Genomic DNA, 26,566 nt, shown 5'->3' with positions numbered 1-26,566 from the left:
GGTCAGGCAGCCCACTCCCATGGCCGGGTGAACGACCCCAGCACTTTGCTGACATCGTCCTCTGACGCGCCGTTCGCGTCAAGCTGCGCGACTAGGCCGCGTTTCTTATCGTCAATGACCGAGACCACGCGCGCATCGACGCCTGCCGTTTCCAACGCACCGTTGTAGATCCGGGTAATGGCATGTTTGCGCAGATCAGGCTTGAACACCTTGCCGACGGCAGTTTTGGGCAATTCCGACAGGATGGTCATATGCTTGGGCTGTGCCGCGCGTTCGTGGACATGCACCTTGCAGAACTCCATCAGAGCCTCTTCGGTGACCGAGGCCCCCTCGACCAGTTCGACAAAGGCGCAAGGCACTTCGCCCGCATGCGCATCGGGTTGGCCGATGGCACCGGCAAAGGCAACGGCTTCGTGACCCAACAGCGCCTCTTCGATCTCGGCCGGGTCGATATTGTGACCGCCACGGATGATCAGATCCTTGGCACGACCGGTAATCCACAGATAACCGTCCTCGTCAAAACGACCCAGGTCACCTGTACGCAGGTATTTGTCATAGTGGTACAGGTTCACGTTCTTGTCGGCTTCGGTATAGGTGTTGCCCGCAAAGACGCCCGGGTTTGAAATACAGATTTCTCCGATCTCATCCGCTGCACATTCCTTGGGTCCATCGGGGCCGTCCTGCAGGATTTTGACATCCGTGTACGGGAACGGGATACCGATCGAGCCGATCTTTTTCTCGCCATCCACGGGGTTACAGGACACCAGACAGGTGGCTTCAGTCAGGCCATAGCCTTCCACAATGGTAACGCCGGTGGCTTCCTCGAACCGGCGGAACAGTTCAACCGGCAGCGGCGCCGAGCCCGAGAAGGCGGTTTTGACCGAGGAAATATCCGCATCTACCGGGCGCTGCATCTTGGCCGAGATTGCCGTGGGCACCGTGATGATGAAGCTGACCTTCCAACGCTCGATCAGTTTCCAGAAATTGTCGAATACGCCATCGCCACGATACCCTTGCGGTGTCGGGAAGATTACATGAGCGCCAGATGAGACGGCCGCCATCATGATGACGTGGACGGCAAAGACGTGGAACATGGGCAGCGGGCACATGATGACGTCAGTTTCATCGAACAGCAGCGTATGACCCAACCAGCCATTGTAGACGAGGCCGGAATACTTGTGCTGTGCCACCTTGGGCATACCTGTCGTACCGCCGGTGTGGAAATAGCAAGCGACGCGGTCTTCCTTGCTGTCCTCAAAGGTCAGCGTCTTCGGTTGTTTGGCCAGCTCTTTGTTGAAGTTCTTGTAATCCGCATGGGCCAGCTTTTCCTTGTCGCCCATCTTCGGACGCAACAGAGGAACAATCCACGATTTGGGCGGCGTCAGATAGCGGTTCAGGTCGATTTCCAGAATGGTATTGACCTTGGGCGCGTGTCGAACGGCCTCTTCCACCTTTTGCGCCACATCCGTTTTCGGGAATGACTTCAGCGTCACGACGACCTTGGCACCCGTCTCACGCAGAATCGCTGCGATTTGCTCGGGCTCCAGCAGTGGGTTGATCGGGTTCACGATCCCAGCTACGGCACCGCCCATCATGGTCACCAGGGTCTCGTTACAGTTGGGCAGCACATAAGCCACCACATCCTTTTCCCCAACTCCAAGCGAGCGGAACAGGTTCGCCGCCTGATTGACCTGTCCCAGAAGGTCCGACCACGTCAGCGTTTCGGCCTTGTCATTGGGGCCTGAAAATATTTGGAAACTGACTGCGTTGTGATTTGGAAATTTCCCGGCTGTCCGTGACAGCAATTGATGAAACGTAACCGGCAGGTCACGATCCTCCCACGGCATTTCCTGTTCAACACGCGTTTTGTCTTCCAGCCCAACAAAGGCCATGTGGCTCCTCCCGTCTTATAATCTCCCGCGCGCCACACGCGGTTATGATCCGTCCTAAGATGGGATCACAACCTTGCCGACGCAAGCAAGCGCTTAGCGACGAAAATGCTCAAAATGTAGAATGACGCTGCGGCGGAACCGGGAATTTCGGTACGTCACTTCATTCCGCAGCGACCCCGTCGGTGAATTGCAGCCGCGCCAGACGGGCATACAGGCCATCCTGTGCCACCAGATCGTCATGGGTGCCCTGCGCAACGATACGCCCGGCCTCCAACACAACAATCCGGTCTGCCTTTTTCACGGTTGCCAGGCGGTGCGCCACGATCAGCGTCGTGCGCCCCGCCCGCATCTGATCCACCGCACCTTGCACCGCGCGTTCGCTTTCCGCATCCAGGGCCGAGGTCGCCTCGTCCAGCAGCAGAACCGGCGCGTCGCGCAGGATGGCGCGGGCGATGGCGATGCGCTGTTTCTGACCGCCCGACAGCATCACGCCGCGCTCGCCTACAAAACTGTCATAGCCTTCGGGCAAAGCCGCAATGAACTCATGCGCGGCAGCGGCCCGCGCGGCAGCCTCGACCTCGGCATCCGAGGCGTCCAGACGGCCGAACCGAATGTTTTCGCGCGCCGAGGCGGCGAAGATCACCGGATCCTGCGGCACCAGCGCCATATGCGTCCGAAACTCTGCCCGATCCAGATCCTGCAGGTCTGCGCCATCGATCAGAACACGCCCTGCATTTGGATCGTAGAACCGCTGGATCAACTGGATCACGGTGGTCTTGCCCGCGCCTGAGGGGCCCACAAAAGCAACCGTCTCCCCCGGTTTCACCTGCAAGGACAGGTTGTCCAGCGCAACCACATCCGGCCTTGCGGGATAGCGGAAGCTTACGTCCTCAAATCGGATCTCACCGCGAACAGGCAAAGGCAGCGACTTGGACTGCGCCGGGTCAGTCACCGTGTCTTCGGCATGCAGCAATTCGACCAGACGCTCGGTCGCGCCAGCGGCGCGCTGCAGTTCGCTCCAGATTTCGGACAGGGCGGCGACCGAGCCTGCCATGATGATCGAGTAGATCACGAACTGGATCAGAACGCCCTCGGTCATGACCCCGTTTCGCACGTCGTTGGCCCCCATCCACAGCACCCCGACGATGCCCGAGAAGACCAGAAAGATGACGATGACCGTCAGAACCGCGCGGGTCTGAATGCGTCGCAGCGAGACGACATAGGATGTCTCGGTCATCTGATCGAACTGTGCGCGGCTGGCCTGTTCGTGGGTGAAGGCCTGAACTGTCTGGACCGCGCCCAAGGCCTCACCCGCATTGCCCGAGGACGCGGCAATCCAGTCCTGATTCTCGCGGCTGATTGCCCGTAAGCGGCGGCCCAGAACCAGGATTGGAACAATGACCACCGGGATCAGCAACAAAACCAGCCCGGTCAGCTTGGCCGAGGTCAATAGCATCAGCACTAGACCACCGACAAACATCAGCAAGTTGCGCAGGGCAATCGAGACGGACGAGCCCAGCACCGACTGAATCAGAGTCGTGTCGGTGGTGATCCGGCTGAGCACTTCGCCGGTCATGATGCGTTCGTAAAACTCGGGGCTCATGCCGATGACACGGTCAAAGACGGCCTTGCGGATGTCGGCCACGACCCTTTCACCCAAGCGTGTGACCAGCGCGTAGCGGATACCTGTTCCAACAGCCAGAATGCCCGCGATAACCAGTGCTGCCAGAAAATACCAATCCAGCAGTTCGCCATCCTGAATGCGGAAATTGTCCACCACGCGGCGCACCGCCAACGGCAGGGTCAGCGTCATGCTCGCCGTCAGAATCAAGGCCAGGGTCGCACCGAGCATCAACAGCTTGTAAGGCCGCATAAACGGCCAGAGCGCCCGCAGCACGCCGATTTTCTTAGAGGTCGCGCGTTCCTCGCTGGCCCCGGGTGCCGGTGCGGTCGGTTGACTGGTTTCAGTCCGTCTTGCCATGTGGGGCCCTTGTTTCCTGAACTTTGCTGGGTCCATGCTTCTTGGCGGCAGCGGCATCCGGGGTCAAGCAGGACCCAGTTGATTGCTGGTCCGACAGGGCCATTTGACGCAGAAATTTAAGGGGAAACAACTGGAGCGGGTAGACGGAATCGAACCGACATAGCCTGCTTGGAAGGCAGGGGCTTTACCATTAAGCTATACCCGCTCAAGGTTTCGCCTTCCTATGTGATGGCCAAGTGGGCGTCAAGGGTGAACTATCAGCGGGTCAATTTGACCTCAATAAAAGCTGTTTTGGATTGTGCGAGGCTGGTATGGCGCGCGGCGTTTTGCTCGATATCGCTGGAGTTCTGTATCAGGGTGACCAACCGCTGCCGAGTGCTGCCGAAGCGGTCTCGAGCCTGCGAAACGCGGGTCTACCGATCCGGTTCCTAACGAACTCAACCCGCCGACCAAAGCGTGCGATTTTGGACAAGCTTCGCGGGTTTGGAATAGACGCATCATCAGTCGAGGTCATGACACCGGCGGCCGCCGCATGTTCCTGGCTTGAAAAGAACGGATACGCGCCGCATCTGCTAATCCATCCAGATTTGGAGGAAGACTTTGCGACCTGCCGGAGGTCAGGTCCTTGCGCGGTCATAGTTGGAGATGCCGGTCCCTACTTCACCTATGAAAGGCTGAACGCTGCCTTTCATCTAATAAAAGATGGCGCGCCTTTTCTTGCTTTAGCGTCCAACAGGATCTTTCGTGATGCAGATGGCGAACTCAGCATGGATGCGGGCGCATTTGCTCGGGCGCTCGAGTATTCGAGCGGGACAAAGGCACTTCTGTTCGGCAAACCCGCACCTGCCTTTTTCCACGCCGCCGCCAACAGTATGAAACGAGACCCTGCGGAGGTCACAATGGTCGGCGATGATGCCGAAAACGATATCGCGGGCGCTTTGAAAGCAGGATTGGGAGCCGCCATTCTTCTCCGAACGGGAAAGTATCAAGCTGGAGATGAGGCGCAACATCAGCCGCGACCGTCATCAACAGAAGACTCCATACTCTCCGCTGCTAGGCAGATTTTAGACAGAACCGTTTAACCGACGACAAGAAGATCATTTTGCAGCAACGATACCGCATTCAGAAAGTGCGCAGGCATCATAGTTCGGCATCCATATTCATTGCAATCGCCGTTGAATCTTCCAATGCTGCGGCGATGCGAATGAGTCATAGAACACTGCAAACAGGGCCGCAATTTGGCCACCAAGCTGCCGTTCGCTGCGCTACCAGCACTGTGTCTCACGACCGGCAGCTATATGTGCAGAAAGCGGACTTTGCAATCTTCGGCGGACAATCATGGCAAACGTTTGCCAAGACCATTTGGAGCAGCCGCTATTAGGAACTGGCTGAACATGCCATTGATCATGATTTGATGCTCTGCCGTATTCTCGCGTCCGTTGCTGGTCGCTTTGATTGCAAAGTCAGGCAATGGTCACTGTCCCGAATTGGTTTTCGCGATACTGCAAAGCAGATCGACATGTCTGTCCAACCATTCTTCGTCCAGTGCCTCGTAACGTATGAGCTTGCGGAAGTAGGGTGCAGCGATTGCTAGTTCTATGAGCTGGTCAACCGGTGCATCCGCGGCTATCTCACCGCGGTCTATTGCGGCTGCAAATACTGCTTCAACACTTGCGAACCTGTCTTTCATGAATTCAGTGATTACCAACCGCGCTTCTGCATCGGTGGACGCAGCAGCGACCACCTGAGGCGCGATTTGGCCCCACGGTGTGTCATTTAAGGCTCCCATCAGTACACCGAGTAACCAGCGCAGGTCAGATCGTAGCGGGCCATCGGTTTTGGGCGGTATGTTTGGCGGTGTTGCGATGCGCCGGAATGCTGCATCACGCAGACTGCGCGCATCTGGCCAGTGCCTGTAAAGTGTACTGCGCGAAATGCCAGTTGCCTTCGAAACTGCGCCATGAGTTACGTGCAGCACGCCCTCATCCATCAGTATCCTTTGCGCCGCATCAAGCGCGGCCTGCCGTGTGGCGATCAGCCTAGGATCTTCTTTCAATCACCCCTCCTATAGAACATCTTGTTGCACAGTAGAACATTTTGTTCTAAAAGTACTGCCAGCCAAAAACTAAAGCTCAATACTCAATTCCGCGAACACGTCTTGTCAAAATGGGAGCGTATCAATGTTCAAAGTGGCAGCAACCCCGCTAGCGGTACTCTTATCGATGGTCGCGACAACCGCATTGTCCGAGAGTGGTACGTACGAGCTGGACCCCGGGCACAGCCAGGTACTGTTCAGCTACGACCACATCGGATTCTCAGAAACGTTTGGAATGTTCTCAGGGTTTAGCGGTGAGATTGAGTTCAATGAAGATGATCCGTCTGCGTCATCTGTCACAGTGTCTATGCCTATAAAATCCATGATCACGGGCTGGGATGCCCGTTTGCAACACTTCATGTCCGATGACTTTTTTAGCGCGAGTGACGATGACGTGGTCACTTTCGCCTCAACCAGCATTGAAGTGACCGGGGACAATTCCGCGAATATTTCTGGCGACCTGACCATGAATGGCGTCACCAAACCTGTTGTTCTGGAAACAACGCTTAACAAATCAGCGCCATACCCTTTTGGCGAAAAGGAGGGCACGCCGACCTTGGGGCTGGCAGCCACGGCGACTATCGTGCGGTCTGAATTCGGACTTGGGGCGTTTGCACCTGCGGTGAGCGACGAAATAGCAGTCTTGATCAATGTCGAAGCGTTAAAGGCTGAATGATGTGTGCAAGGGAACTGATATGGCACCGAGCGCTCATTCTTAACTTTTGACCGGCTGACAACAAATGAATGTGTTCCTGAAACTACTGGCGGCTGCCGCGACAGCGGTGGCATTGATGTGCCCGATGGTATCCGCACAAGAGCGCTCCTTGCCGGAGCGCACCTCGCCCAGTCCCGAAACGACAAGCGGCGTACCCCATACACAGATTGGTGTCGAAATTGATGCCGATTTGGCCAAGCTATTGCTGGAGCGTGTTGCGCAATTCCCAGGGGTCACACTTGGCCCAACACGCATATCATTACCTGGCGCGATTGGCTTTCAGCTTGATCCTGACATGTTGATGTCTCAACCGAACTCTATCGTCGGTGGGTTTGAGTTTGCGCATATGCATCCTGATGGCAGCTTGCACGCTTCGCTGCACCCCGCAATGGCCCGACGGGCAATTGAGGCTGGCTGGGCCGTAGGACACCCTTGGGCCAATCAACGTCCCGGATGGAGTGGCTTTGTCATGATCTATACTCCGACCACACCAGAAGAGTTGGATGTCGTCATCGGCCTGGTCGAAAGTTCGTACACCTTCATCACCGGAAACACCTTAGGCTAAACGCCTCTCTGCTGACCTTGCCGTTGCTGACTAATACGCAGATCAGTCAAAATTCAGTTGTACCGGACTTTCAGGTGATCCATGTTCCGCTGTTCCGGACGGACATGATCCAGAGATGTGGCGCACCCATAATGGGTGCAACTAGGATCGTTTGCGTCGACCCATCCTCGTAACTTGTCAAAACCACGTGCCCCCAGTAGGTATTTGGTATGTTTCGCCTGGTCCTGTCGATACTTCTTGTTGTTGCATTCTCTGGCGCATCCGCAGCGTCCGTGAAGCATGGCTTGACCCATGGATCGGATCATTCTGGTCATCATGCTCAAATGGCGGACGACGATCCGTTGGCTAATGCCGAGAAAGCTGTTGCGGATTGTTGCGACACCACCAGCGGCATGGGTTCAACATCCTGTTTTGGTGATCTCGTCGCCACGGCGGGGATTTCGCCTATTGCTCCATTGGTGATCTCAGTGGGTGGTGTGACGCACGCTGGAGCCGATTTTTCGGGCCTCGCACTGGGTGTTCCCACCGGTCCTCCGAAAGCCTGAATGGCAACGGGCGCTCGCCCGCATTCCGTTCAAATTTCACATCAAAGGACCGACAGACATGATCACACGTCGTCAATTCACCACAATGTCTGCAACTGCTCTCATCGCGACAGCTCTTCCCGTCCGTGCAGGCACCCCAATGCACGTGCTCAGTTCACCAGGTTGCGGATGTTGTCACGCGTGGGCCGACTTGGCTCGCGCACGTGGCAACGCCGTAACCGTTGAGGAACTGACCGACCCCGAGGCACAGAAGTCAGCGCGGGGTATCCCGCTGAACCTCGCATCCTGTCACACCATTGAAGCCGATGGTTATGTCTTTGAAGGCCATGTGCCGTTCGAAGCACTGGAAGCCGTGTTGAAGGATCGGCCTGACATTACAGGGCTTGCCGTTCCTGGCATGCCAATGGGCTCCCCTGGTATGGGCGACGATCCGTCCGCCCGTTACGACGTCATTGCATTTGGGGGAGAGGCTGGAGCCGGTACGGTATACTACCGCGCTGGCAACGCACTGCCGTTCCACACCTGATGCTAGGGCGCACAACACTCTTGGTCACCGGTGGGCTTGCGCTCGCCGGTTTCGCCCTAGCTTTCGTTCTGGCCCAGCCCTCTAAGGCCGTCGGTCTATTGAGGCCGGATGACGCCGAACTGGTCGCAACTGGCCAAGATATCTACGCGGACCAATGTGCTGCCTGCCACGGAGCACGCCTGGAAGGACAGCCAAACTGGCAGATACGCGGCGAGGATGGTTTGCTACCGGCACCGCCGCACGACGCCACAGGGCATACGTGGCACCACGATGATGAAACGCTCTTCACCTTGACCAAATTTGGCCTGGCCGGACTGATGGAAAATGCGTCCCCAACCGGTATGCCGGTCTATGAAAGTGTGCTCGGCGATGACGAAATCCTAGCGGTTCTTTCTTTTATCAAGTCAACCTGGCCCAATGACCTTCGTGAGTACCACGACGAGCTGAATGCCCAATCCGAATAGAGGAAAACTCAGATGATCAAACAAACTCTTCTCGGCTTGGTCGTAGCAATGGCTCCAATACTTGCGGCAGCGCATTCCAAGTCCGAAGATACGACGCCGGCAGACGGCGCGACTGTCACTGACGTGCCAGAGCTTTCCATGCGGTTCGATGATCCGATGCGCATCATCTCGGTCACGCTGACCTCACCCGATGGCGACGTCGAAATTGAACGCGAAACGGGTATGGACCCCAACACGGAATTCCGGGCTATGCCTTTGGAGGAGCTTGCTCCCGGAAGCTACCGCTTCGACTGGCGAGGTATGGCTTCAGACGGTCACCCGATGCAGGGCAGCTTTTCTTTCACGGTCGCTGAGTGATCGGACTGGCCCCTATAGATGGTGTCGTCGTCTTGGCCATTTTGGCGAAGGCACTTGGCTACGGTGCGGCGCTGTTGGCGATGGGTAGCGTCCTATTCACGGTCCTCTTTGCCAAGCGCGCCGAGGCATCTGTTTTGCGCCTTGCACGTCAACTCGCGGTCGGTGCGGCGCTTCTCGGTCTCGCCGTGCTCGCTCTACGTTTCGGCATCAGAGCGGCGCGGATATCCGGGATGGGCTTTGATGGCGCGACGGACCCAATAATGCTTGGCTTTGTTTGGGACAGTCCGCTTGGCACCGCCGCGATTTGGCGAGCGGTGGGTGAATTCGCGATATTGGCAATCCTACTCCCCCGTGCCGGGCAATGGATTGCTTTGGCGGGCAGCCTTGCCATAGCGATTTCCTTTGCTCAGGTGGGACACTCGCTCGGACAGCCCAGGGCGGCTCTCGCAATCTTGCTGGTTTTGCATCTACTGGCTGCCGCGTTTTGGGTCGGTGCTCTCCTGCCTTTGCGCAAAGCGGCGCTCACTCCTAATGGGGCCGATCTATTGCGCCACTTTGGCAATGTCGCTGCTTATGGAGTTGCCGTCCTGATTGTTGCGGGTGCAGCGCTCGCGTGGCTGCTTTCGGGCACTGTGGCCGACTTGTTCGGAACGGCCTATGGATTGGTACTTTTGGCCAAGGTCGTGATCGTTTCTGCCCTTCTTGGCCTCGCGGCGCTGAACAAGCTGAGATTTGTTCCGGCTCTCAGGGCCAAAGAACCTAGTGCCACGACTTCACTCAGGCGGTCGATTTCAATGGAGATGTTGGCCGTTGTCCTTATCCTGTTTGCAACGGCGACGCTGACCAGTGTGACGACACCTCCTATCAACTTCTGACGGCTTATAGTTTGATGCCGGAACTGCAAAGCCTTGCTACGAAGGTCCGCTTAGCGCTGCCATCAGCCAATCACGTGTACCGCAGGGAATGACTATTTAGAGCCCAAAATTGACTGATGCTGCGCAAAGCTCCAATGACAGCAATGCGCAGAAAGCGGACTTTGCAAAGTGTAGCAGACTGCTCAAAGCGGGTATTCCTTCCAATAGCAGCGTATGCGGCTTTGAGCTGCGTTCCGCAAATCATTTAAACTGCACAGGACAGCAACATTGAGCCCAGAGTTGCCGATGTGGCAAGTAGCGTGCAACGCGGCAAGGGTTTCAGAAAGAGACATTGAATCTCGCCGATCTACAATCGGGCATACAATCTAAAAGAAATATTTCAGCCCAAAATACGGCCCCTGCTGCGTGACGTCATATGCGAACTCGCCTGAGCTGAGTGTGTCGCTATAATCAATACTGAAATACCGATAGCCGAACGTCAGCGCGACCTTTTCCCAGGGTTGGTAGTCGAATCCCGCGTTGGCCCCAATTTGCAAATCGTTTCCTCCGGCGCCGAAGCCACCCAATTCCAGAGATGCGATAGAGGTCCATTTTTCATTCAAGCGCCACATACCCCTTGCGCCCACGACAGGTTCTATCCAGCCTTCATCGCCCCCCAGAACCGGAAGCGTCATGGGACCAGGGGTTGAAACTGATATTTCCTGTCGGATCGAATTCAAGCGCGCACCGCCTTGGATATCGACTGCGTATCTTTGATTTTTTCCCCCGTAAGTCCCGTCCGCAACGCGATACGCAGCGAGGATACCAAACCATTTTTGTCGGACGTCAACATTTACATCTGCGTTCAGTGGTCCCGGTAGGCTGGCATCTTGTTCGATGCCGACATAATTCGCATCAACGATGATACCGAAATCACCTTTCCACGCCTCGTATCGGCCTGCTGCTGCAAAATCCAAGACGTCGAGAACATCTCCCAGGCTCAAATCCAACTCAGCGGATTGCCCAGCGACCGTTGAGGTTCCCCGAGTGCGGAGCGGAGTGAACAGATAGAATGATGCGGCGTGACGCCAATTTGCTTCATCCTGTCCCGCGGCAGGCAGGGATTGCGCGACGACGGTCTCTGGGCAGGCCAGGATGGACGCAGAAAACAAAAGGCTGAACAGGGTTCCGGACTTTGGCATAGATGATCTCCACCGAAGTTGATTGAGGATATATTAGTAGTTGAACCGCAGGCCCAGGCCCGCACCTTTGTCGTAAGGGCGGTCGGAACCTATACCGATGAGAAAGTCGGCATAAATCGCTATTCCGGAGCTGAGGTTCTTGCCGATCTGCAACTCTGCGGTCGCTGGCCAAGCATCGTTTTCCCAGTCATATGGCGCTTTGATATCGGCTTTGGCCCAATACCCATCGCCAAACGGTTGCAGCGCAATCAACCGCATTGCGGTCTGGCTGATGTCGGTCGGTCCATTGTACGAAGCAAAATGCTGGAGCAAGGGGATCAGCGTCAGCCCTGATTTTGTGTTTGCAAAGGCGAACCCGCCAAAAGGCGCAATTTGATCGGACCCGGTGCCGATTCCTTTTTCCGGATCGCCAAGGTCCAGTATCCACTCCAGACCAATGGCCGACTTGATGGCCCATGTGTCGTTGAGCGGCCTCTGAGAAGGAAAGTAGATCGCTTTGAGGCTCGCTTTCTCGAAATTAGTGAACCGCGTTCCGGTCACATCTGTTGAGTTGTAGTGCAACTCATATTTCAGTTTCAGATCGGGCCGCAGCATATAGGCACCATCGATAAAGGCGTCCTGCCGATCAGCGCCATTGCCCAGATCAAAATACTGATACCGGATGTCCGTGTTGTTGACTGCGGCCAACGGGTTCGAGGCGTTCTCGTCTGCCATTGAAGGGGTCGCGACGATACCAGTTGCCAATGCTAGGGCAAGCGCTTGGAGTTTCATACTGTTCCCATGATCTTTGAAGTAGATGTCAAACCCCGCGTTGAGCGCTTCGTTTTGCGGCGCGGGGTTTGCGTTACTCGTATCAGAGTCACCTATTACTCAGGCTGAATGTCCCGCTTGGCGACAAAGGCATCCACCGCTGCGACAGTTTCGGGACGAAGGTTCGCGATACCTTCATAGGGGCGTCCCGTCGCGGCAGGTTGATCGGGGTACATTTCCTTGAATTTCAGGTGGCGGGCAATGATCCGGTTGAACTCATGACCTGCCCACGCGCCGATCTCTGTCGATACGCTCTGTTCTTCGCGGGGGTCGCGGAACAGGTTGTAGAACTTGGCCACGATAGCATTTTCACCTTTGGCCGGAACTTTGAGTTTGATGTGTTCCTTTACCACCTCTTTCAGCGAATTGATCGAGTAGATCAGTACATGATCCCTGCGCCCATGCGTATCGCCAATAAACATCAGAGACGTCTGATCGACACCGTCAATGATCCGGTCGCGGGGGATGGCATTCATCGCTCCGCCTATACGCGCAATTGACGTGAACAAATCAGAGATATGAATAATGTCAGACACAATCGAGTCTCCCTCGATCAAGCCGGGCAGGCGGGCGAACGCATCCACCCGAACACCTCCTTCAGACGTATCGGCCTTGCCGCCGCGGAAGACCAGCGGCGAAAACCCACTGCCGGGGGCATATTTGGTGAAGTGACCGTTGTCGCCCATCAAAACGATTAGGGTATTGTCCCTGAGCCCCAGCGCATCGACTTCGTTCAGAATGACCCCTATCCATTCATCCAGCTCTTCCATGCTTTCAACGAATGTACCGCCGTTGGGTGTCGTGAACGCCTCTCTCGTCGTGCGCGTTGTCGACAGAGGGACAAGCGGCCAGTATTGCAGGAAGAACGGTTCATCCCGTTCTGCTAGCAGGCGCAACTGTTCCATCGCCTGTGCCTGATAGCGGATGTTCATTTCATTATATTTGTCCTGGGTCCATTTCTCACCCGGTTCCATATGGACTTCGCGGACCTCCCCGCCAATAACAGCTTCAAGGCCGGTAATCATGTGTCCCGGATCAGGGCGAAACCAATCATCCAGCGTGTATTTGGAGTTGTAGTTGTCTTCCCCTATGGCCATGGTGATTTCTTCCTTGGCTGCATCTTCGTTGAAGATGGCCAACTGGCCCTGCTGATGGATGGGGAACGCGGCGTAGTCAAAGCCCTGATAAGTAGGCCAGGATTCCTGAATGTCGCCCATGTGCCATTTGCCAACATGCGAGGTGTTGTAGCCTACGGATTTCAGAACTTCGGCAATTGTGACTTCTTCATCGGCAAGGCCAAAACCTGAAATATCGACGGCGGTATCGCCCATCCCATTGCGATACGGCTGGCGACCCGTCATGAAGGCGACCCGCGACGGTGTGCAGGACGGCTCGGTATACATGCGCGCAAACCGCATGCTTTCCTCTGCGAGCGCGTTGATATTGGGCGTCGAATACCCGCGTATCGCGTTCATCTCGGGCATACCCATGTCGCCAAAACCCATATCGTCAATAAGGATGTAGAAGATGTTTGGAGGGTTCCCTCCGTTTTTCTCACGAAAATCGGCCAGCAGTTGGTCAACCTGTGCGTCGTTCTCGACCCAAACGGCTTCGTTTTGCTGCTTCAGCACATAGTATTCCGCATCATGCACGATATTGCTGTCCTGAGCTGCCGCCGTGATAGCGGAGCCGGCAAAGACCAGCGCGGAGAGGAACAGTTTTGATTTCATGAGATACCCCTGTTTCATGATTTACTTGTTTTCAGACCTTCAAGGATCAGGTGATGGCAAAAGGTTGAAAGGGAGAGTTCGCTGTCTTCAGCCTGTGAGCGCAACAACTCTTTTTCGCTTTTGGTTAGCAGCGTTACGACGCGTTCGGTGCGCGCAGTATCGTCAGGCAACGATGGGCGTCCGAACCTCTTCCCTCTCGATTTGTCTGCTTTGTCTTGCAATTGTCCAAGCCTACATATTCGAATAACATTTCATGAAAACTACCTGCGGGGCGGAATGGACGACATCAAAAAACGATCAGCCCCCAAAAAAACCTGCGCCCCAAACACACTTTTTTTGCAGGACCCTTCGCAATTCCGCGAGCTGTCCCAATGGGATGTCGAGCTACGCCAAATTGAAGAGGGAACTATGAACTCTTCGGTATCCGTTTGGGCAGGTCTTGACCTTCAAATGATCGATTTGTCGTTTGATAAGGCTGTGTACCAAACCGGTGTTTCTCGCTCTGACATTCTAGCGTTTGGCTTACCAGACAAAGGGAGTGTACGGACTTGGCTTAACGGCTCACCCTCAGACACCGCTCTGATGAATTTTGGTAGCGGAGACCCTTTTGAAGGCGTGAGCAATTCAACGCTCACAGGCCTGACCTTTGCCATCGACATCCGAAGGGCTCAACGGATCGCCGACGATTGCGGTCTTGATATCAGCACCGCGCGAAATGACGCTTTAAGATCTTTCGTTAGCGACGCTGGCAAGCTTCATTCCTTAGTCAAAAACAAAGCGCGCTTTCTAATTGGATCAGCGGCTGGACCAAGCTCTGATAGTGAAGAGAGTGATATGATCTTAGAGCTTCTGGAAATGCTGGTGGTAGGCGAAAAATGGAGTGATCGGCGAAACAGTAAAAATAGAACCCGTTTAGCACAACAAGCCGTTGAGTTCATGCGGGCCCATTTGATGGATAACGTGTCAATCGGTGAAGTATGTGCAGATATTCAGGTATCCGCATGCACTCTTCGTCGCGCGTTTCAGGAAACATATGGGGTGAGCCCCAAGCAGTTTTATCTAAGAGCCCGTCTCGGTGCTGTGCGCCATGAACTGGTATCCTGCTCGCCAGAGGAGAGTATATCGGACATCGCAAACGCTTACGGATTTTGGCACATGGGTCAGTTCGCGCGAGACTACAGAGCACTCTTTGGACAACTGCCGACACAAACGTTGTCCGGCAAAATGAACTGAAACAGAGCTTGGCAACAGTCTTTGGCGCAAAGTTTATGTTAAGCCATTCTTGTTGCGGAGCCAATGTCAGATTTCCGTGGTTAGCGACGCTGAGATATTGGCAGAACGAGGCCTAACTTATCCGCAACACGAGAACTGCAAAGTTGGAATTTGAAGGTCCGCTTCGGGCTGCCTGTGGTCATCCACCCTCAACAGGCGAGTGACAGTATTGTCCGCCAATCGGAACTGCTAAACCTATTTTAGAAAGTCCGGTTCGGGCTGGAGAGGGTCCACTTCTTGGAGTAAAGAGATGGACGGTTCTGAGCCCTGCGTGAAGTTAACTATCCTTCTGCTGTTTCAATTTTCCACGCCTTTAGCAACTGCGGAAGTGCAACATCCCAATCAACAACACCTGTCCGTTTGGCCCAGTCGTTGTATTGGCCAACTAAGTCTGCCTCTAATTCGACGTTACTCCCTCTCAAATCAGTCAACTCTGTGCGATCCGCTTCGACGTCGTAAAGTTCCCAATCTTGCCCATGCTGCCTGACAAGTTTGAACTGACCCAGCCGCACCGCCGAATTTCCCTCATGTTCGAAGAAGATAGGCTCTTCTCGCGCCCAATCCTGGCCGCGGAACAGGTCCATCAATGACTGCCCTTGCATGGGCTGAATTTCGTGGCCACCAACCTCACTTTGGTACTGACAACCCGTTGCGTCCAAGATAGTCGGCAAAATATCGACGACATGACAGGCCGCATGTGCGGTCGCACCGGAAGCGACCCCTTTCGGCCAATGCGCTATCAGTGGTGTCGAAATCCCGCCTTCATGGACGTAGTGTTTGAACAACCGAAATGGCGCATTCGAGACATTTGCCCACGGCTTGTCGTAGCTCTGGTATGTCTGGGCACCGCCCGGCATCACGTCGGGGCGGTTTCCCATTTCAATGGTTAGGCCGTCATTTGTCGTATCTGGGAAGAACTTTGCCCACCCGTCTTCCGCCATGAATTCAGCGCAACCACCGTTGTCGGACAGGAACAAAATCAAGGTGTCTTCAAACTGCCCAAAACGCTTTAACGAAGCGATGAGCCTGCCGATAGATTGATCCATCCGGTCAACCATCGCAGCATAGGTGGCCATCTTCCGTGCCTCCCAATCGGTATTCTGTTCAACCTCCCAAGGGTGAACAGCAACATCACGCGGAGATATTTCCCAGTTCTTCTGAAACAGGTTCATGCTGTTCATGGTTTCGTGTCGTGCGGTACGGATTGCGTCCCAACCGCCAGAATACACCCCGTCATATCGAGCGATGTCCTCGGGATGGGCATGCAGCGGCCAATGCGGTGCAGTATGTGCGAGATAAAGAAAAAATGGCTGATCGTCGGGCGTTTCTTCGATCATTCCAATCGCTTTGTCCGTGATTGCATCTGTGAAATAAAAGTCATCAGGGAATGTCATGACACGGCTGTCATCTTCGAGCATGTAATGCGGTGAGAAGAAATGGGTGACGCCATCGACGATCCCATAGAAGCGATCAAAACCGCGCTGTCTCGGCGTTGGGTGCTCAACATCTCCAACACGCCAACTGTCAACTTCGCGCGCCATGAAATCTCCGGCGACATGCCATTTGCCGGACATCAAAGTCCGATAGCCACCAGCACGTAGGTGCTCGGCAATGGTGGCGCTGTCATTCCGCAAAAACCCCTGGTATGCGGGCGTTCCCAGGTTGGCCCCCATGTGGCCCACGCCGGCGTTGTGCGGGTACAACCCTGTCAAAAGAGACGCCCGCGTAGGACAACAGCGGGCACAGTTATACATTGCCGTAAGCAGCACACCATCCCTTGCAAGGCCATCGATATTTGGAGTGCGTATTTCCGACCCGGTGGCACCCAAATCTGCAAAGCCCAGATCATCGGCCAGGATCAGTATCACATTCGGTCGTTTTCCTGTCGGCATTCGGGGGCTCCATTGCTACACTTGTGATCTTACCGCACGATTGAAGATGATCTTGTCCCCAAGCGACCCGACCACAGAAGTGTAGAGCCAAGGTTCTTTGATCATCCTGTCCGAGCGACTAGTTTGAGAACATGGCCTCCGTAGCACAACTAACCGACTGGATGATTACCGAAGGACGCCGCTCAGGCGACCCTGAGAAAGTAGTTTCTTATTTCTGCTCGTTCTTAAGTAAGGAAGGTGTACCGCTCTGGCGGGTCAATATCGGTCAGCGCTTCGCCAATCCGCTACTCATCGCATGGGGGGTCGTTTGGACCCCTGACGGAACAGACAGCTACGACGTAACTCATGAAACGACGTTGACAAAAGGGTATGTTGGTAGCTCATTTGAGTACATTCTGGAGCACAGAAAACCTCTGCACAAAAGCCTGCGACAGCTGGACCCAAAGACTGAGCACTCATCGTATGTTGAATTCGCTGGGTTAGGTGGCACAGATTACTATGCCACTTTGATGTATTATGGCGACGGATCTCTGCACGGCTGCACTTTTGTCACGCAGAAGCGAGAAGGCTTTTCACCGCAACATCTGGCGTTGATTGAGGCGGCACTGCCTGCTCTGTCTTCCGCTTTGGAACCCGTCACGATGCGCAAGTCAGCCCAGGGGCTGCTACGAACATATCTCGGCGACGGGCCCTCCGACGCCGTGTGGAACGGGCGGATCAAGCGAGGCGAGCGAACGACCCTTGATGCGGTCGTCATGTTTTCTGATTTACGAGGTTTTACGGCACTTTCAGAAGTCGCGCCAGAGGCAGATGTTTTTGACGCGCTGAGCGGCTACTTTGATCTGGTTGTTCAGTCTGTGGAAGACAACGGAGGCGATGTTCTCAAATTTATGGGTGACGGAATTCTTTCGATTTTCACCATCGAAACTCAGGCTAATCACGCAGAACGATGCCGAAAGGCAGCGCAAGCCGCAAAAACTGTATTGGCCGGTTTGACGACGCTAAACCGTCGCTGTGTCGAGGCTAAAAAGCCATCTTTGGATGTTGGGATCGGGATCAATGTTGGGCAAGTCAGCTATGGCAACATCGGCAGCCCAGGAAGGCTTGATTTCACGGTTCTTGGGGGCGCAGTGAACGTTGCCAGTCGAATTGAAGGGTTAACTAAGTCTATTGGCCGCAGAGTGCTGGCGACATCAGCGATTGCTGATGCCTCCCCTGATCTGTTTTCCCCTTGTGGGTTTCACGAAGTTCGTGGCCTTGCTCGTCCAATCGAATTGTTTTCTCTCGTCGAAGAAGAGCTTTGATTTCGTGCTGAACTGATTTTGGCTGCATCGCAAAAAGCAGGAAACGGGTATTGGGCGCCAATTGTCAAAAGGCTGGTTTGTCCCACATTTGGGGGTTTGCAAAGCCCGACGGTGAAGGTTCGGTTCGGGCTGGATACTGATTCAACTTGCGGCACAGACAGTCTGCAAGCTCACGCGATGTTTGGCTCAAGTGTTGAGCCGATTTATGTCCACGTCCGCAACTTCAGCCGCGAAGGCCTGTAAGGATTCATCAAGCACAACATCGCATCCCGGAACCACAAGATCGTTGGTTTGAGTGGCACCGACTTAGCGGGGGTTCGCTGACGCATAGTGACTGTGCGTTCTCGCTAGTGGCGAGCAGTTGTCCGACCTCCCATCTTCGGCCTGAAAGGAGACAACCGATGCTCGATACATATGCCATTCGCCAAGACGACATGCCTCAAGAAATGCGGTTTCTCTTGGACCAATACCCCCGCGACAGTTGGGAAACCCATCCAGGTTTCAAAGAAAAAACCAAGCATTGGCTCGGCGCGCATGAGATGTTCCGCCATGTTGCGGAACGTATTCGCTTGGATACAGAAGGGGTTTTGAGCAACGAGATGGGGTTGGACGACTACGTGGGGCGGCTGTCCTACTATGGCGGCAACCTAGTCGGGACCCTGCATGGCCATCACGGCTGGGAAGATCGCAGCTATTTCCCTGAACTTTCTGCTGCGGATCCTCGTTTTGATGCGGGGCTGGAGTTGCTGGAAAAGGATCACTTCGATCTGGATAAGGTGCTGAATGACTTCACCCGCACGGCGAACCGTGTGATTAAGCTATCCGCGCTTGATGAGGCGCAAGCTTACGATGAAGCCGGACAGCTACATGCGACGAGCGACACGATTGAAGCGTTCCTCAGACGGCATCTCAGCGATGAAGAAGAATTGGCCGTGCCAATCATCTTGCATCACCGGCTGAGAGGATGATGCTGAAGTCATGACCGACACGTCTACCGAAGAAGACCAAACTGATATCAACAAGCGCCGCGCACGGGGTGAATTCGTGCGCGGTGTCAGCGGCTTTCGCCACGCTATTGGCGATCCAGTGTTCCCGGCAGAACCTTATCGCTATCACCTGTTCGTAGCACTGAATTGTCCGTGGTGTCACAGAGTGACGCTGGCGCGAAATGTGTTGGGCCTTCGAAACAGCATCACGATGGACGTTGCATTTCCAAACCGCACCGGCGACGACGATCCAGAGGCGCCAAACCTATGGGAGTTTGCGCCTGATCGGATTGCATCGCTTACAAGTGAGACTTTGCCAGAATGCACGAGTGAGACCGGCACCGGCAAAGGACTGCGCCTTGCCAAAGAGATCTATCGTGCCGAAGGCTCTGAAGAGCAATCCCTTCCAATCCTGTATGACAAGATACAAAGACGCATTGTTAACAACGAAAGCGCTGAAATTGTCCGAATGCTGTACGCTGGGGTGGATTCTCTTGGCAGCACAATCCCGGCAGCTGATCGCGTTAAGCTCTACCCAGACGAAGTGCCGCGTCACCAAATTCACGACCTGAACGAACGGATATATACAGCGATTAACAATGGTGCCTACAAGGCCGGGTTTTCGTCTGATCAAACGATCTATGACAAAGCTTTTGACGCCTATTTTGAGACACTAGAATATTTGGAGGAGCATCTCTCAGATGGCAGGCTCTATTTGACAGGCAACCACTTTTCAGAAGTAGATCTTCGCCTGTTCCCAACACTCTATCGTCACGATCCCGTCTACTATGTGCGAATGAAGCTTAATGGTGCGAGAATCCTAGATTACCCATACTTGTGGCGGTGGCTGTGCCGAGTATATGCGTTGCCCGGAATTGCCGAGGCAGGGTCTCTTGTACACTGCCGCCAGGGTTATTTCGGACGCAGCTGGAATAGCGTAGTGCCCAAGGGGCCTTTCAAGCCGATGTCGTACCCTGAGGCCTATCACCACCCTGACCTTGCAACACTGTAGGCCTCGTCTAGGTGTATTTGGGAGGCCTAGCTTCGTAACCAAACGTTACTATTTTGGATTACGAGAGCACTTTTTCCCCGCATTTCGAAACCTGCTTATTCTTAGTTGCGAATGTCCGGTTTGGGCTGGAAGCGGATAGTGGGATATTCCCGGCTAAGTGTACACGACCATGGGAAGAATTAAGCCACAAGGAGTTTCCTCGGCAGGGCGCAACTCCTTGAAACCTGCTTTTTTTGTATGCAGCAATCGCCCGGCATTGCTCGGGTGTGGATCAGTGGCGATCACCGGTGCACCCTCCTCAAAGAGTGTTTTGAGCCTTTGGGTTTTTCCGAAAAGTGCGGGGGGTTGAAACACCGTGGGTCACAATTAGGAGACCAGAGTTGTTGGCAATCGAAAAGGGCACTTGCAGGAGGATCACGGATACGATGGCACCCTTCGCTGGCACCAGTGCCGAGTATATCACATGGTATCTCTTTAGATCAGAGGTACTTTCTTTTTCGCCAAAGCAATCTATGGAATTTTACACCTTTTTTCGAAGAGATAGGAAAACTACGAAACTCGGTTGCACGAGAGAACGCGGCAAATCTGCCTGTAAGTGCCCGACGATCCGTCGATAGCTTCAGGTCACTACCAGAGCATGGACGATACCTAAAAACACGCGCGCGCCCGTCCATTGGATCGGCACTGGTCTATTTCGCGCGGTCCAGCTTCTTGCGTGCCGCCCGTCGCACGAATGTTTCGGCGTCGCTCTCGGCAATCTCTTTCAACCGGTCCATCGCGGTGTTGTCACCGATCCGCGCCAGCGCCTGAGCGGCGACCTTGCGAATTTGGGCATTGTCCTTGGCTGTCATCTTAACAAGTTCGCCCCGCGCCTTGGCTCCACCCAGCCGTCCAAGCGCGTCGACCGCGGCAATTAGACCGCCTTCGTCCAGCTTGGGCAACGCTTTCAGGATCGGTTGCACCGCCTCTTTCTTGTTCATCCGTCCCAGCACGAATATTGCACGGGTCGTTCTGGCATTGGGTGCGCCGGCGTCCTCGATGACCCGGACCAGCGCAGCCAGGTCCTCGGCCTTCGCCTTGCCGGCCAGTTCCTCCAGCGAGTGGCCACAATCGGTGGCCAGCATGCGCTCAGCAATGTTGTCTAGCTCTGCCATTGTCGCCTCCTTAGCATTCCTCGACATCGTCGTCGTCGTTGATGTTGTTGCACTGCGATGTATTCAGGTTGGGCAGCGCAACGTTGATGTTGTTAGTGCCGCAACCGGTCATCAGGTTTGTGAGGTCGCAACTGTCGTCACTGTCAATGTGCGAGTTGTCGCCGACCACATGGGTCAGTTCGTGCACCCATGTCCATGGCGATGCCCCTGGCCCGACCCAAAACCCTCGCCGGTCCGACGGGTGCGCGGCACACCCGAACGGGCTGGGGTTATTGACGTAATACCCAACAACATTCGCTCCCAGGTTCCGGCCCAAATCGAACAGTTCGTCTTCGTCATCGCTCACGCTGTGGCCGCTGCCCCGGCAATCGTCCTGCTCAAAAACCAGCAGCCCGGGGTTGTTCACCGTGATGCTGTCCGTTGGATAGATCCAGACATCGCACTCGTTCTGGTAAACGTCGTTGCCATTGTCCAGGTCGCGCTGGATCTGAGGCGTAGCCCCCTGGATTGTAACCAGCGCCACTTTGACAAATGGCATATTCTGGATTCGGTCCATCTGCGCCAAAACCGATCGGTTGCGGGGATTGTCGTTGCCGTAGACGCCAAGGATATCCTCGCGCAGTGAAAGGCGCCCGGTTTTGTCCAGGCACGAGCCCGCCACATTTCTGATGCTTGCACTCATGGCCCGGCCCCCTATTGCAGGTTAACCAGGACGGGGATCAGGCCAGTGCCCTCCTCCAGCGGTGCCAGCGCCTTGCCCAGCACTGCGCCAAACGCTCGGTCGCGGTCGATGGCTTTCATCGCATGGCCCGGCATGTCCGCCGAGGTCAGCAGGTCCCCGACCGCGATCGGCTCCATGCGTGCATCGACCTTGCAATAGACCTTACCGACCAACGCGATTGGCATCCGGTCCTCTACGTCGTGACGCTTGTCCATGACGATTCCCGGTTTGAAATCGCCGGCGCCCGAAATCACGCCTACCACTCTTGGATCATAGACACGTTCGCATGGCACCAGCGATCCGTCGTCGATCAGCGACATAACAGTGCCGGGGCTCGCATCGGCCACGGCACAGGCGGCCACATCGAAATCCTCGGCAAAGTCCGCGTTCTGCATGATAATGTCGCCGGCGTCACCATTGATATGGATCGTGGCTTGGCTCAGCGTCGTGTTGTCGCCGTCCGAGGCGAAGACCACGATATCGCCGTCGGCACCGTTGCCACCGATCCACATGTTGCCGCCGCCAGCATCTAGCCGGATACGGTCATCACCATTATCGGCCCGTAACGTGATATCGCCGTCGGCGCCGTTGCCGCCCGCGCGGTAGTTCCCGGAATCGCCGCTCATGTGGATCGTCGCCGCGGCCGTCGATTGCGTGCTTGCGCCGCTGGGCATCAGCACGAGGTCACCATCGGCGCCATTCGCACCCAGCCACAAGTTGCCGCCGCCGGCATCAAGGTGGATACGCCGTTCACCACTGACGGAATTCAGCGTGATATCGCCGTCCGCGCCATTACCTCCAGCCCGATAGTTGCCGGAGTCGCCGCTCATATGGATCGTACCCGCCGAAGCCGATTGGCTGGTCGCCCCGCTGGGCATTAGCACAAGGTCCCCGTCGGCGCCGTTCCCACCTAAATACGCGTTGCCACTGCCCGCATCCAGATGGATGCGTCGCTTACCGTCATTGGCATTCAAAAGCAGATCACCGTCGGTGTTGTCGCCACCAGCCGAGATGTTTCCGTTGTTCGAATTTATCGAAATAGCCATGAATATGTCTCCGTAATATCAGAGGTTTGTCGCCAGTCTGGGTGGATCAAAAAATAGGTAATTAAAATTTGTATAGAGGGGTGATTGCGTGTTGGTACAATAACGCCTCAGGCCCGAGACCGTGCAATAATTGTACCATGACAACCCGTTTTACGCAACTATCCTCAATCTCCGGGTCGTCATCGGCGCACGCAATTCAAACCCTTGGCCCAAGAGCACTTGCTATTGAGCCGGACACTCGCCGGCTCCAGCGAGCATTCGGCGGCTTGTTGTCCCTTGCCTCGGTTCCGACCGACGCATAAAACCAATCCGCGTCGTCCACGACAACCCACTGCAGCACGCACTTGTCCGCTAACGGCCCATACCTGCCGTTCATCGACTTGTACCGACGCTGCGGCCCAACCCCACCATAGGAGACCTTCATCACGTCTGTGAACTATGCTTGGTGGCGAACTATCAGTTCGCGAAACGAAGCTGCCATTTGGAAAATACCTGGGAATGACAGCTGTTCACTCAGCCAAAGCTGACATTCGCGACCAGCCTTCGCATTTTCGAAGGGCGCTAAAGAGCGAGCCTTCAGTGTCGTTTCTAGGCGTTGTTAAGACGCCGTCATTCTTCGAATTGACATGACTTCGGGGTAGTGTCAGCCGAACAGTTAGACAACGCACTATTTCATAGGTTTTGAGAGCACTTGATCCGCGATCCAGTCAAACACAAGCCTCGGACCTCGGCCCGAGTTGGTAAGGCTCCGTGACATGACATACCCAGCGTCGCTATAGACCAAATCATCCGTAACGGTCACCAAAGAACCCTTGCTGAGCAGATCGTCGATTAAGCCAATCCAACCCAAAGCCACGCCATCGCCGGATAAAGCGGCTTGAGTCACCATGTCATAGTTGTTGAAACTTACGTAATTTCTCTTTCTTTCGCCCGTTACGCCCAAGCTATCAAACCATCCTTGCCAGGTTTGCCAAGCAGCGGTTGCAGGTTTTGACAGGCTCAGAAGTTGCACATCCAGTAAGTCCGCGGGTGATCGGATTGGTCTAATCTTATCTAATAGCTTCGGGCTGCAGACGGCCGCCACGACCTCTTCCAACAGCAGTATTTCATCGGCTTTAGTTTGGTCTTTTGGTGCAACATGGATTTGAATGTCGCAATCGGTGTCATCTAGACCGGGTGGAACAGTCGAGGCCAAAATCTGAATTTCGATTTCTTCACCGATTTCCTCTCGAAGATATCCCAGACGCGGTAACAACCAGAACGTTGAGAACGCGAAATCTGCAGAAATTCGAACCCTGGGTTTAGTTTTACGCTCAAGCAAAGAACTTACAGCATAGTTCATTTGCGCCATCGCGGGTCTGACCACATTCAGAAGTCTCAGCCCTTCATATGTGAGTGAAACGCCACGGTGTTCTCTTTTGAAGAGGACCACGCCCAGATCAACTTCCAGACCTTTTATTCGCTGCGAGATTGAGGACTGGGTAAGCCCGAGAGCGTCGCCGGCACTTGTAAAGTTGCCGTGTTTCGCGACCATCTCGAACGCATAAAGCGCCACAAGGTTCCGACTTAAGTTGGTATTAGCTCTATTAATGTCATCCATAATTACTCAGCTACTGCAAAAAAGAGGAAATATGTACCAAAAACTGTGCCAAAGGGCGCGAATGCAGCCTTATGGGAAAAACATGGGAGCCAATGATGACAAAACAAAGCCAAACAATTCATCCAGCCATCGCAATGCACGCCGGTGAGGTGGCCGACGGAATGCTCAGCCGTCGTGAATTCCTGACACGCGCGACTGCACTTGGTTTGTCAGCATCTGCTGCCTATTCGATGATTGGTGTATCTCGGCCAGCACAGGCTGCGTCGAATATCCAACCCGGCGGAACGATTCGTATTCAGCAGGTTGTGCGTGCTCAGCTTGATCCGCCGCTTTATAACTGGCCTCAGCTAGGAAACGTGGTCCGTGGGTTCTTGGAGTATCTCGTTCAGTACAACGCAGATGGTGCATTCGAACCTCGGTTGCTTGAAAGCTGGGAAGTGAACGACGACGCGACGGAGTACGTGTTGCGCATACGGCCCGGAGTGAACTGGAACGACGGTCGCGGAACGCTGACGGCTACGGATGTTGCGTACAACTTTGGTCGATGGTGTGACGGCAGTTGGGAAGGCAACTCCATGGCCGCGCGTATGGGGTCCTTGCAAAATGACGCCGGAGATGGCCCTGCCGAAGGGGCCTTGGAAGTGGTCGACGATCTGACGTTGAAACTGAAGCTAACGCGACCGGACATCACCATTATTCCTGCTGTCACCGAATACCCGGCAGCAATCGTGCCTGATGGCTGGTCTGGCGATCCGGCGAATGATCCGGTTGGTACGGGACCATACAAGCTGGTTGAATACCTGGTCGGTGAAAAGGTCGTTCTGGAGAAGAACACAGATCACGAATGGTGGGGCGAAGGCGCTTATTTAGATCGGATCGAGTTTATCGATTATGGCACGGATGGCGCAGCGCATTTGGCTGCGGCAGAAGCTGAAGAAATCGACATGACTTACGAAACAGTCGGCGAATTTGTCGACATCTATGAGAGCATCGGCTGGAACCAGAGCGAGTCCGTTTCTGCCAACACTATGGTTTTGCGAACAAACCGCGATGCTGAGGTAGACGGAGTGAAGCCATATGAAGACGCACGAGTTCGCCGGGCTTTGGCGATGGCCTGCGACAATGCCGTTTTGCTGGAATTGGGATACGCAAATCGCGGAACTCTAGGCGAAAATCACCACGTTTGCCCCATTCATCCAGAATATGCAGACATTGGCGCGCCGGAAAGGGATGTGGAAGGGGCACGTGCGTTACTGGAAGAAGTCGGCATGCTCGACTACGAGCACGAAATTGTCTCGATCGACGATGACTGGCGCCGAAACACAACTGACGCATTGGCGGCGCAACTACGCGATGCTGGGCTGAATGTTAAGCGCACAGTGTTGCCGGGAAATACGTTTTGGAACGATTGGAACAAATACCCGTTCAGTTCGACAGACTGGGGGCATCGGCCGCTTGGTGTACAGGTGCTGACTCTGGCCTACAAATCGGGTGTGGCTTGGAACGAAACCGGCCTGGCCAGCGCCGAATTTGACGCAATGCTGGAAGAAGCATCAGCAATCGCCGATGCGGAAACGCGCCGCGGTCACATGGAAAAGATCCAACAGTTTATGCGGGATGACGGAACAATAATTCAACCCTACTGGCGGTCGCTGTATCGCCATTCCCGTCCTGGAGTCATTGGCGCGGAAAGTCACCCGATCAACGAAATTCACGTGCATAAGCTGGCTCTGGAAAGCTGAGAGCACCGGCAAGTTTTAACTCCCCGGACCCAATGAGATTGGCGAAGCAGATTATCTGCATCGTTGATCTCATTGGTGTCTTTGGAAATGGGAGAACAAGA

The 26,566-nt window shown here is 54.8% G+C and carries 25 protein-coding genes and 1 tRNA gene; 13 read left to right on the top strand and 13 right to left on the bottom strand.

From position 1 onward, the window contains the following. Positions 1–2 precede the first annotated feature (2 nt). The 3 genes from ACR0E6_RS15780 to ACR0E6_RS15770 form a co-directional block, all read right to left on the bottom strand. Positions 3–1,892 (bottom strand): acyl-CoA synthetase, encoded by a 1,890-nt coding sequence (locus ACR0E6_RS15780; protein WP_170455014.1) that lies wholly within the window; start codon positions 1,890–1,892, stop codon positions 3–5. Positions 1,893–2,052: 160 nt separating this feature from the next. Beyond that, on the bottom strand, positions 2,053–3,873 hold the full coding sequence (locus ACR0E6_RS15775) for an ABC transporter transmembrane domain-containing protein (RefSeq protein WP_480585044.1): 1,821 nt from the start codon (positions 3,871–3,873) through the stop codon (positions 2,053–2,055). A gap of 131 nt (positions 3,874–4,004) precedes the next feature. After that, positions 4,005–4,078: transfer RNA gene (locus ACR0E6_RS15770), tRNA-Gly, on the bottom strand. A 106-nt stretch (positions 4,079–4,184) separates the two neighbouring features. Here ACR0E6_RS15770 and ACR0E6_RS15765 point away from each other — a divergent pair. Further along, the gene (locus tag ACR0E6_RS15765) at positions 4,185–4,955 is read left to right on the top strand and encodes a TIGR01458 family HAD-type hydrolase (RefSeq protein WP_480585041.1); all 771 of its coding nucleotides are present in this window, start codon (positions 4,185–4,187) and stop codon (positions 4,953–4,955) included. A 392-nt stretch (positions 4,956–5,347) separates the two neighbouring features. Here the strand turns inward: ACR0E6_RS15765 and ACR0E6_RS15760 are convergent, their stop codons facing one another. Beyond that, on the bottom strand, positions 5,348–5,929 hold the full coding sequence (locus ACR0E6_RS15760) for a TetR/AcrR family transcriptional regulator (protein WP_170624431.1): 582 nt from the start codon (positions 5,927–5,929) through the stop codon (positions 5,348–5,350). A 124-nt stretch (positions 5,930–6,053) separates the two neighbouring features. Between ACR0E6_RS15760 and ACR0E6_RS15755 the strand changes: the two genes are divergently transcribed. The 7 genes from ACR0E6_RS15755 to ACR0E6_RS15725 all read left to right on the top strand — a co-directional run bounded on the left by ACR0E6_RS15755 (position 6,054) and on the right by ACR0E6_RS15725 (position 10,015). Then, the gene (locus tag ACR0E6_RS15755) at positions 6,054–6,644 is read left to right on the top strand and encodes a YceI family protein (RefSeq protein ID WP_170624433.1); all 591 of its coding nucleotides are present in this window, start codon (positions 6,054–6,056) and stop codon (positions 6,642–6,644) included. A gap of 64 nt (positions 6,645–6,708) precedes the next feature. Then, positions 6,709–7,248: a luciferase domain-containing protein gene (locus ACR0E6_RS15750; RefSeq protein WP_170624435.1), complete on the top strand. Its 540-nt coding sequence runs from the start codon at positions 6,709–6,711 to the stop codon at positions 7,246–7,248. 209 nt (positions 7,249–7,457) lie between these two features. Further along, on the top strand, positions 7,458–7,793 hold the full coding sequence (locus ACR0E6_RS15745) for a hypothetical protein (protein WP_170451089.1): 336 nt from the start codon (positions 7,458–7,460) through the stop codon (positions 7,791–7,793). Between the two features lie 190 nt (positions 7,794–7,983). Further along, positions 7,984–8,319 (top strand): DUF411 domain-containing protein, encoded by a 336-nt coding sequence (locus ACR0E6_RS15740; RefSeq protein ID WP_480585037.1) that lies wholly within the window; start codon positions 7,984–7,986, stop codon positions 8,317–8,319. Positions 8,320–8,339: 20 nt separating this feature from the next. Next, positions 8,340–8,783, top strand: coding sequence for a c-type cytochrome (locus ACR0E6_RS15735; protein WP_480585034.1), 444 nt, complete (start codon positions 8,340–8,342; stop codon positions 8,781–8,783). A 12-nt stretch (positions 8,784–8,795) separates the two neighbouring features. Further along, positions 8,796–9,140, top strand: coding sequence for a copper resistance CopC family protein (locus ACR0E6_RS15730; RefSeq protein ID WP_480585030.1), 345 nt, complete (start codon positions 8,796–8,798; stop codon positions 9,138–9,140). Further along, positions 9,137–10,015, top strand: coding sequence for a CopD family protein (locus tag ACR0E6_RS15725; protein ID WP_170624441.1), 879 nt, complete (start codon positions 9,137–9,139; stop codon positions 10,013–10,015). The genes ACR0E6_RS15730 and ACR0E6_RS15725 overlap by 4 nt, the downstream gene beginning before the upstream one ends. A gap of 365 nt (positions 10,016–10,380) precedes the next feature. Here the strand turns inward: ACR0E6_RS15725 and ACR0E6_RS15720 are convergent, their stop codons facing one another. The 4 genes from ACR0E6_RS15720 to ACR0E6_RS15705 all read right to left on the bottom strand — a co-directional run bounded on the left by ACR0E6_RS15720 (position 10,381) and on the right by ACR0E6_RS15705 (position 13,906). Beyond that, entirely contained in the window at positions 10,381–11,196 is an 816-nt protein-coding gene (locus ACR0E6_RS15720) for a hypothetical protein (protein WP_480585028.1), read from the bottom strand. Between the two features lie 33 nt (positions 11,197–11,229). Then, positions 11,230–11,910: a hypothetical protein gene (locus tag ACR0E6_RS15715; protein WP_480585025.1), complete on the bottom strand. Its 681-nt coding sequence runs from the start codon at positions 11,908–11,910 to the stop codon at positions 11,230–11,232. Between the two features lie 152 nt (positions 11,911–12,062). Continuing rightward, positions 12,063–13,736, bottom strand: a complete 1,674-nt coding sequence (locus tag ACR0E6_RS15710) for a sulfatase-like hydrolase/transferase (protein WP_480585022.1) — start codon at positions 13,734–13,736, stop codon at positions 12,063–12,065. A gap of 14 nt (positions 13,737–13,750) precedes the next feature. Continuing rightward, the gene (locus tag ACR0E6_RS15705) at positions 13,751–13,906 is read right to left on the bottom strand and encodes a hypothetical protein (RefSeq protein WP_170380012.1); all 156 of its coding nucleotides are present in this window, start codon (positions 13,904–13,906) and stop codon (positions 13,751–13,753) included. A gap of 106 nt (positions 13,907–14,012) precedes the next feature. Between ACR0E6_RS15705 and ACR0E6_RS15700 the strand changes: the two genes are divergently transcribed. Further along, on the top strand, positions 14,013–14,969 hold the full coding sequence (locus tag ACR0E6_RS15700; protein ID WP_170483685.1) for a helix-turn-helix domain-containing protein: 957 nt from the start codon (positions 14,013–14,015) through the stop codon (positions 14,967–14,969). 320 nt (positions 14,970–15,289) lie between these two features. Here the strand turns inward: ACR0E6_RS15700 and ACR0E6_RS15695 are convergent, their stop codons facing one another. Further along, positions 15,290–16,900 carry an arylsulfatase gene (locus tag ACR0E6_RS15695; protein ID WP_170624453.1) on the bottom strand — a complete coding sequence of 537 codons (1,611 nt, stop codon included), beginning with the start codon at positions 16,898–16,900 and terminating at the stop codon, positions 15,290–15,292. Positions 16,901–17,031: 131 nt separating this feature from the next. Here ACR0E6_RS15695 and ACR0E6_RS15690 point away from each other — a divergent pair, with 131 nt between their 5' ends. The 3 genes from ACR0E6_RS15690 to ACR0E6_RS15680 all read left to right on the top strand — a co-directional run bounded on the left by ACR0E6_RS15690 (position 17,032) and on the right by ACR0E6_RS15680 (position 20,202). Continuing rightward, positions 17,032–18,204, top strand: a complete 1,173-nt coding sequence (locus ACR0E6_RS15690; RefSeq protein ID WP_170624455.1) for an adenylate/guanylate cyclase domain-containing protein — start codon at positions 17,032–17,034, stop codon at positions 18,202–18,204. Between the two features lie 401 nt (positions 18,205–18,605). Then, positions 18,606–19,172 carry a hemerythrin domain-containing protein gene (locus ACR0E6_RS15685; protein ID WP_170624457.1) on the top strand — a complete coding sequence of 189 codons (567 nt, stop codon included), beginning with the start codon at positions 18,606–18,608 and terminating at the stop codon, positions 19,170–19,172. Between the two features lie 10 nt (positions 19,173–19,182). Continuing rightward, positions 19,183–20,202, top strand: a complete 1,020-nt coding sequence (locus ACR0E6_RS15680; RefSeq protein WP_170624459.1) for a glutathione S-transferase C-terminal domain-containing protein — start codon at positions 19,183–19,185, stop codon at positions 20,200–20,202. 689 nt (positions 20,203–20,891) lie between these two features. Here ACR0E6_RS15680 and ACR0E6_RS15675 read toward each other — a convergent pair. The 4 genes from ACR0E6_RS15675 to ACR0E6_RS15660 form a co-directional block, all read right to left on the bottom strand. Continuing rightward, entirely contained in the window at positions 20,892–21,356 is a 465-nt protein-coding gene (locus ACR0E6_RS15675) for a HEAT repeat domain-containing protein (protein WP_170624460.1), read from the bottom strand. Between the two features lie 10 nt (positions 21,357–21,366). Next, a complete protein-coding gene (locus ACR0E6_RS15670) occupies positions 21,367–22,038 on the bottom strand; it encodes a hypothetical protein (RefSeq protein WP_170624462.1) in 672 nt (223 codons plus the stop codon). Between the two features lie 11 nt (positions 22,039–22,049). Next, positions 22,050–23,123, bottom strand: a complete 1,074-nt coding sequence (locus ACR0E6_RS15665; RefSeq protein ID WP_170624464.1) for a hypothetical protein — start codon at positions 23,121–23,123, stop codon at positions 22,050–22,052. 667 nt (positions 23,124–23,790) lie between these two features. Further along, complete coding sequence (locus tag ACR0E6_RS15660; protein ID WP_480585018.1) at positions 23,791–24,723, bottom strand: LysR family transcriptional regulator; 933 nt, start codon at positions 24,721–24,723, stop codon at positions 23,791–23,793. 95 nt (positions 24,724–24,818) lie between these two features. On the opposite strand from ACR0E6_RS15660, the gene ACR0E6_RS15655 reads away from it, so the two are divergent. Beyond that, complete coding sequence (locus ACR0E6_RS15655) at positions 24,819–26,465, top strand: ABC transporter substrate-binding protein (RefSeq protein WP_170694215.1); 1,647 nt, start codon at positions 24,819–24,821, stop codon at positions 26,463–26,465. Positions 26,466–26,566 lie beyond the last annotated feature (101 nt).

This window comes from Ruegeria sp. AP12 (genome assembly GCF_056540025.1).
Note: the sequence above shows the minus strand (reverse complement) of the source record. Positions and strands in the feature narration are given on the sequence as shown.

Bases quoted from the DNA above. Each gene is read 5' to 3' on its own strand.
- ACR0E6_RS15675 (WP_170624460.1), bottom strand. From the start codon at position 21,356: ATGGCAGAGCTAGACAACATTGCTGAGCGCATGCTGGCCACCGATTGT.
- ACR0E6_RS15700 (WP_170483685.1), top strand. From the start codon at position 14,013: ATGGACGACATCAAAAAACGATCAGCCCCCAAAAAAACCTGCGCCCCA.
- ACR0E6_RS15710 (WP_480585022.1), bottom strand. From the start codon at position 13,736: ATGAAATCAAAACTGTTCCTCTCCGCGCTGGTCTTTGCCGGCTCCGCT.
- ACR0E6_RS15680 (WP_170624459.1), top strand. From the start codon at position 19,183: ATGACCGACACGTCTACCGAAGAAGACCAAACTGATATCAACAAGCGC.
- ACR0E6_RS15685 (WP_170624457.1), top strand. From the start codon at position 18,606: ATGCTCGATACATATGCCATTCGCCAAGACGACATGCCTCAAGAAATG.
- ACR0E6_RS15655 (WP_170694215.1), top strand. From the start codon at position 24,819: ATGACAAAACAAAGCCAAACAATTCATCCAGCCATCGCAATGCACGCC.
- ACR0E6_RS15780 (WP_170455014.1), bottom strand. From the start codon at position 1,892: ATGGCCTTTGTTGGGCTGGAAGACAAAACGCGTGTTGAACAGGAAATG.
- ACR0E6_RS15715 (WP_480585025.1), bottom strand. From the start codon at position 11,910: ATGGCAGACGAGAACGCCTCGAACCCGTTGGCCGCAGTCAACAACACG.
- ACR0E6_RS15730 (WP_480585030.1), top strand. From the start codon at position 8,796: ATGATCAAACAAACTCTTCTCGGCTTGGTCGTAGCAATGGCTCCAATA.
- ACR0E6_RS15745 (WP_170451089.1), top strand. From the start codon at position 7,458: ATGTTTCGCCTGGTCCTGTCGATACTTCTTGTTGTTGCATTCTCTGGC.
- ACR0E6_RS15755 (WP_170624433.1), top strand. From the start codon at position 6,054: ATGTTCAAAGTGGCAGCAACCCCGCTAGCGGTACTCTTATCGATGGTC.
- ACR0E6_RS15665 (WP_170624464.1), bottom strand. From the start codon at position 23,123: ATGGCTATTTCGATAAATTCGAACAACGGAAACATCTCGGCTGGTGGC.
- ACR0E6_RS15690 (WP_170624455.1), top strand. From the start codon at position 17,032: ATGGCCTCCGTAGCACAACTAACCGACTGGATGATTACCGAAGGACGC.
- ACR0E6_RS15670 (WP_170624462.1), bottom strand. From the start codon at position 22,038: ATGAGTGCAAGCATCAGAAATGTGGCGGGCTCGTGCCTGGACAAAACC.
- ACR0E6_RS15695 (WP_170624453.1), bottom strand. From the start codon at position 16,900: ATGCCGACAGGAAAACGACCGAATGTGATACTGATCCTGGCCGATGAT.
- ACR0E6_RS15765 (WP_480585041.1), top strand. From the start codon at position 4,185: ATGGCGCGCGGCGTTTTGCTCGATATCGCTGGAGTTCTGTATCAGGGT.
- ACR0E6_RS15775 (WP_480585044.1), bottom strand. From the start codon at position 3,873: ATGGCAAGACGGACTGAAACCAGTCAACCGACCGCACCGGCACCCGGG.
- ACR0E6_RS15720 (WP_480585028.1), bottom strand. From the start codon at position 11,196: ATGCCAAAGTCCGGAACCCTGTTCAGCCTTTTGTTTTCTGCGTCCATC.
- ACR0E6_RS15750 (WP_170624435.1), top strand. From the start codon at position 6,709: ATGAATGTGTTCCTGAAACTACTGGCGGCTGCCGCGACAGCGGTGGCA.
- ACR0E6_RS15660 (WP_480585018.1), bottom strand. From the start codon at position 24,723: ATGGATGACATTAATAGAGCTAATACCAACTTAAGTCGGAACCTTGTG.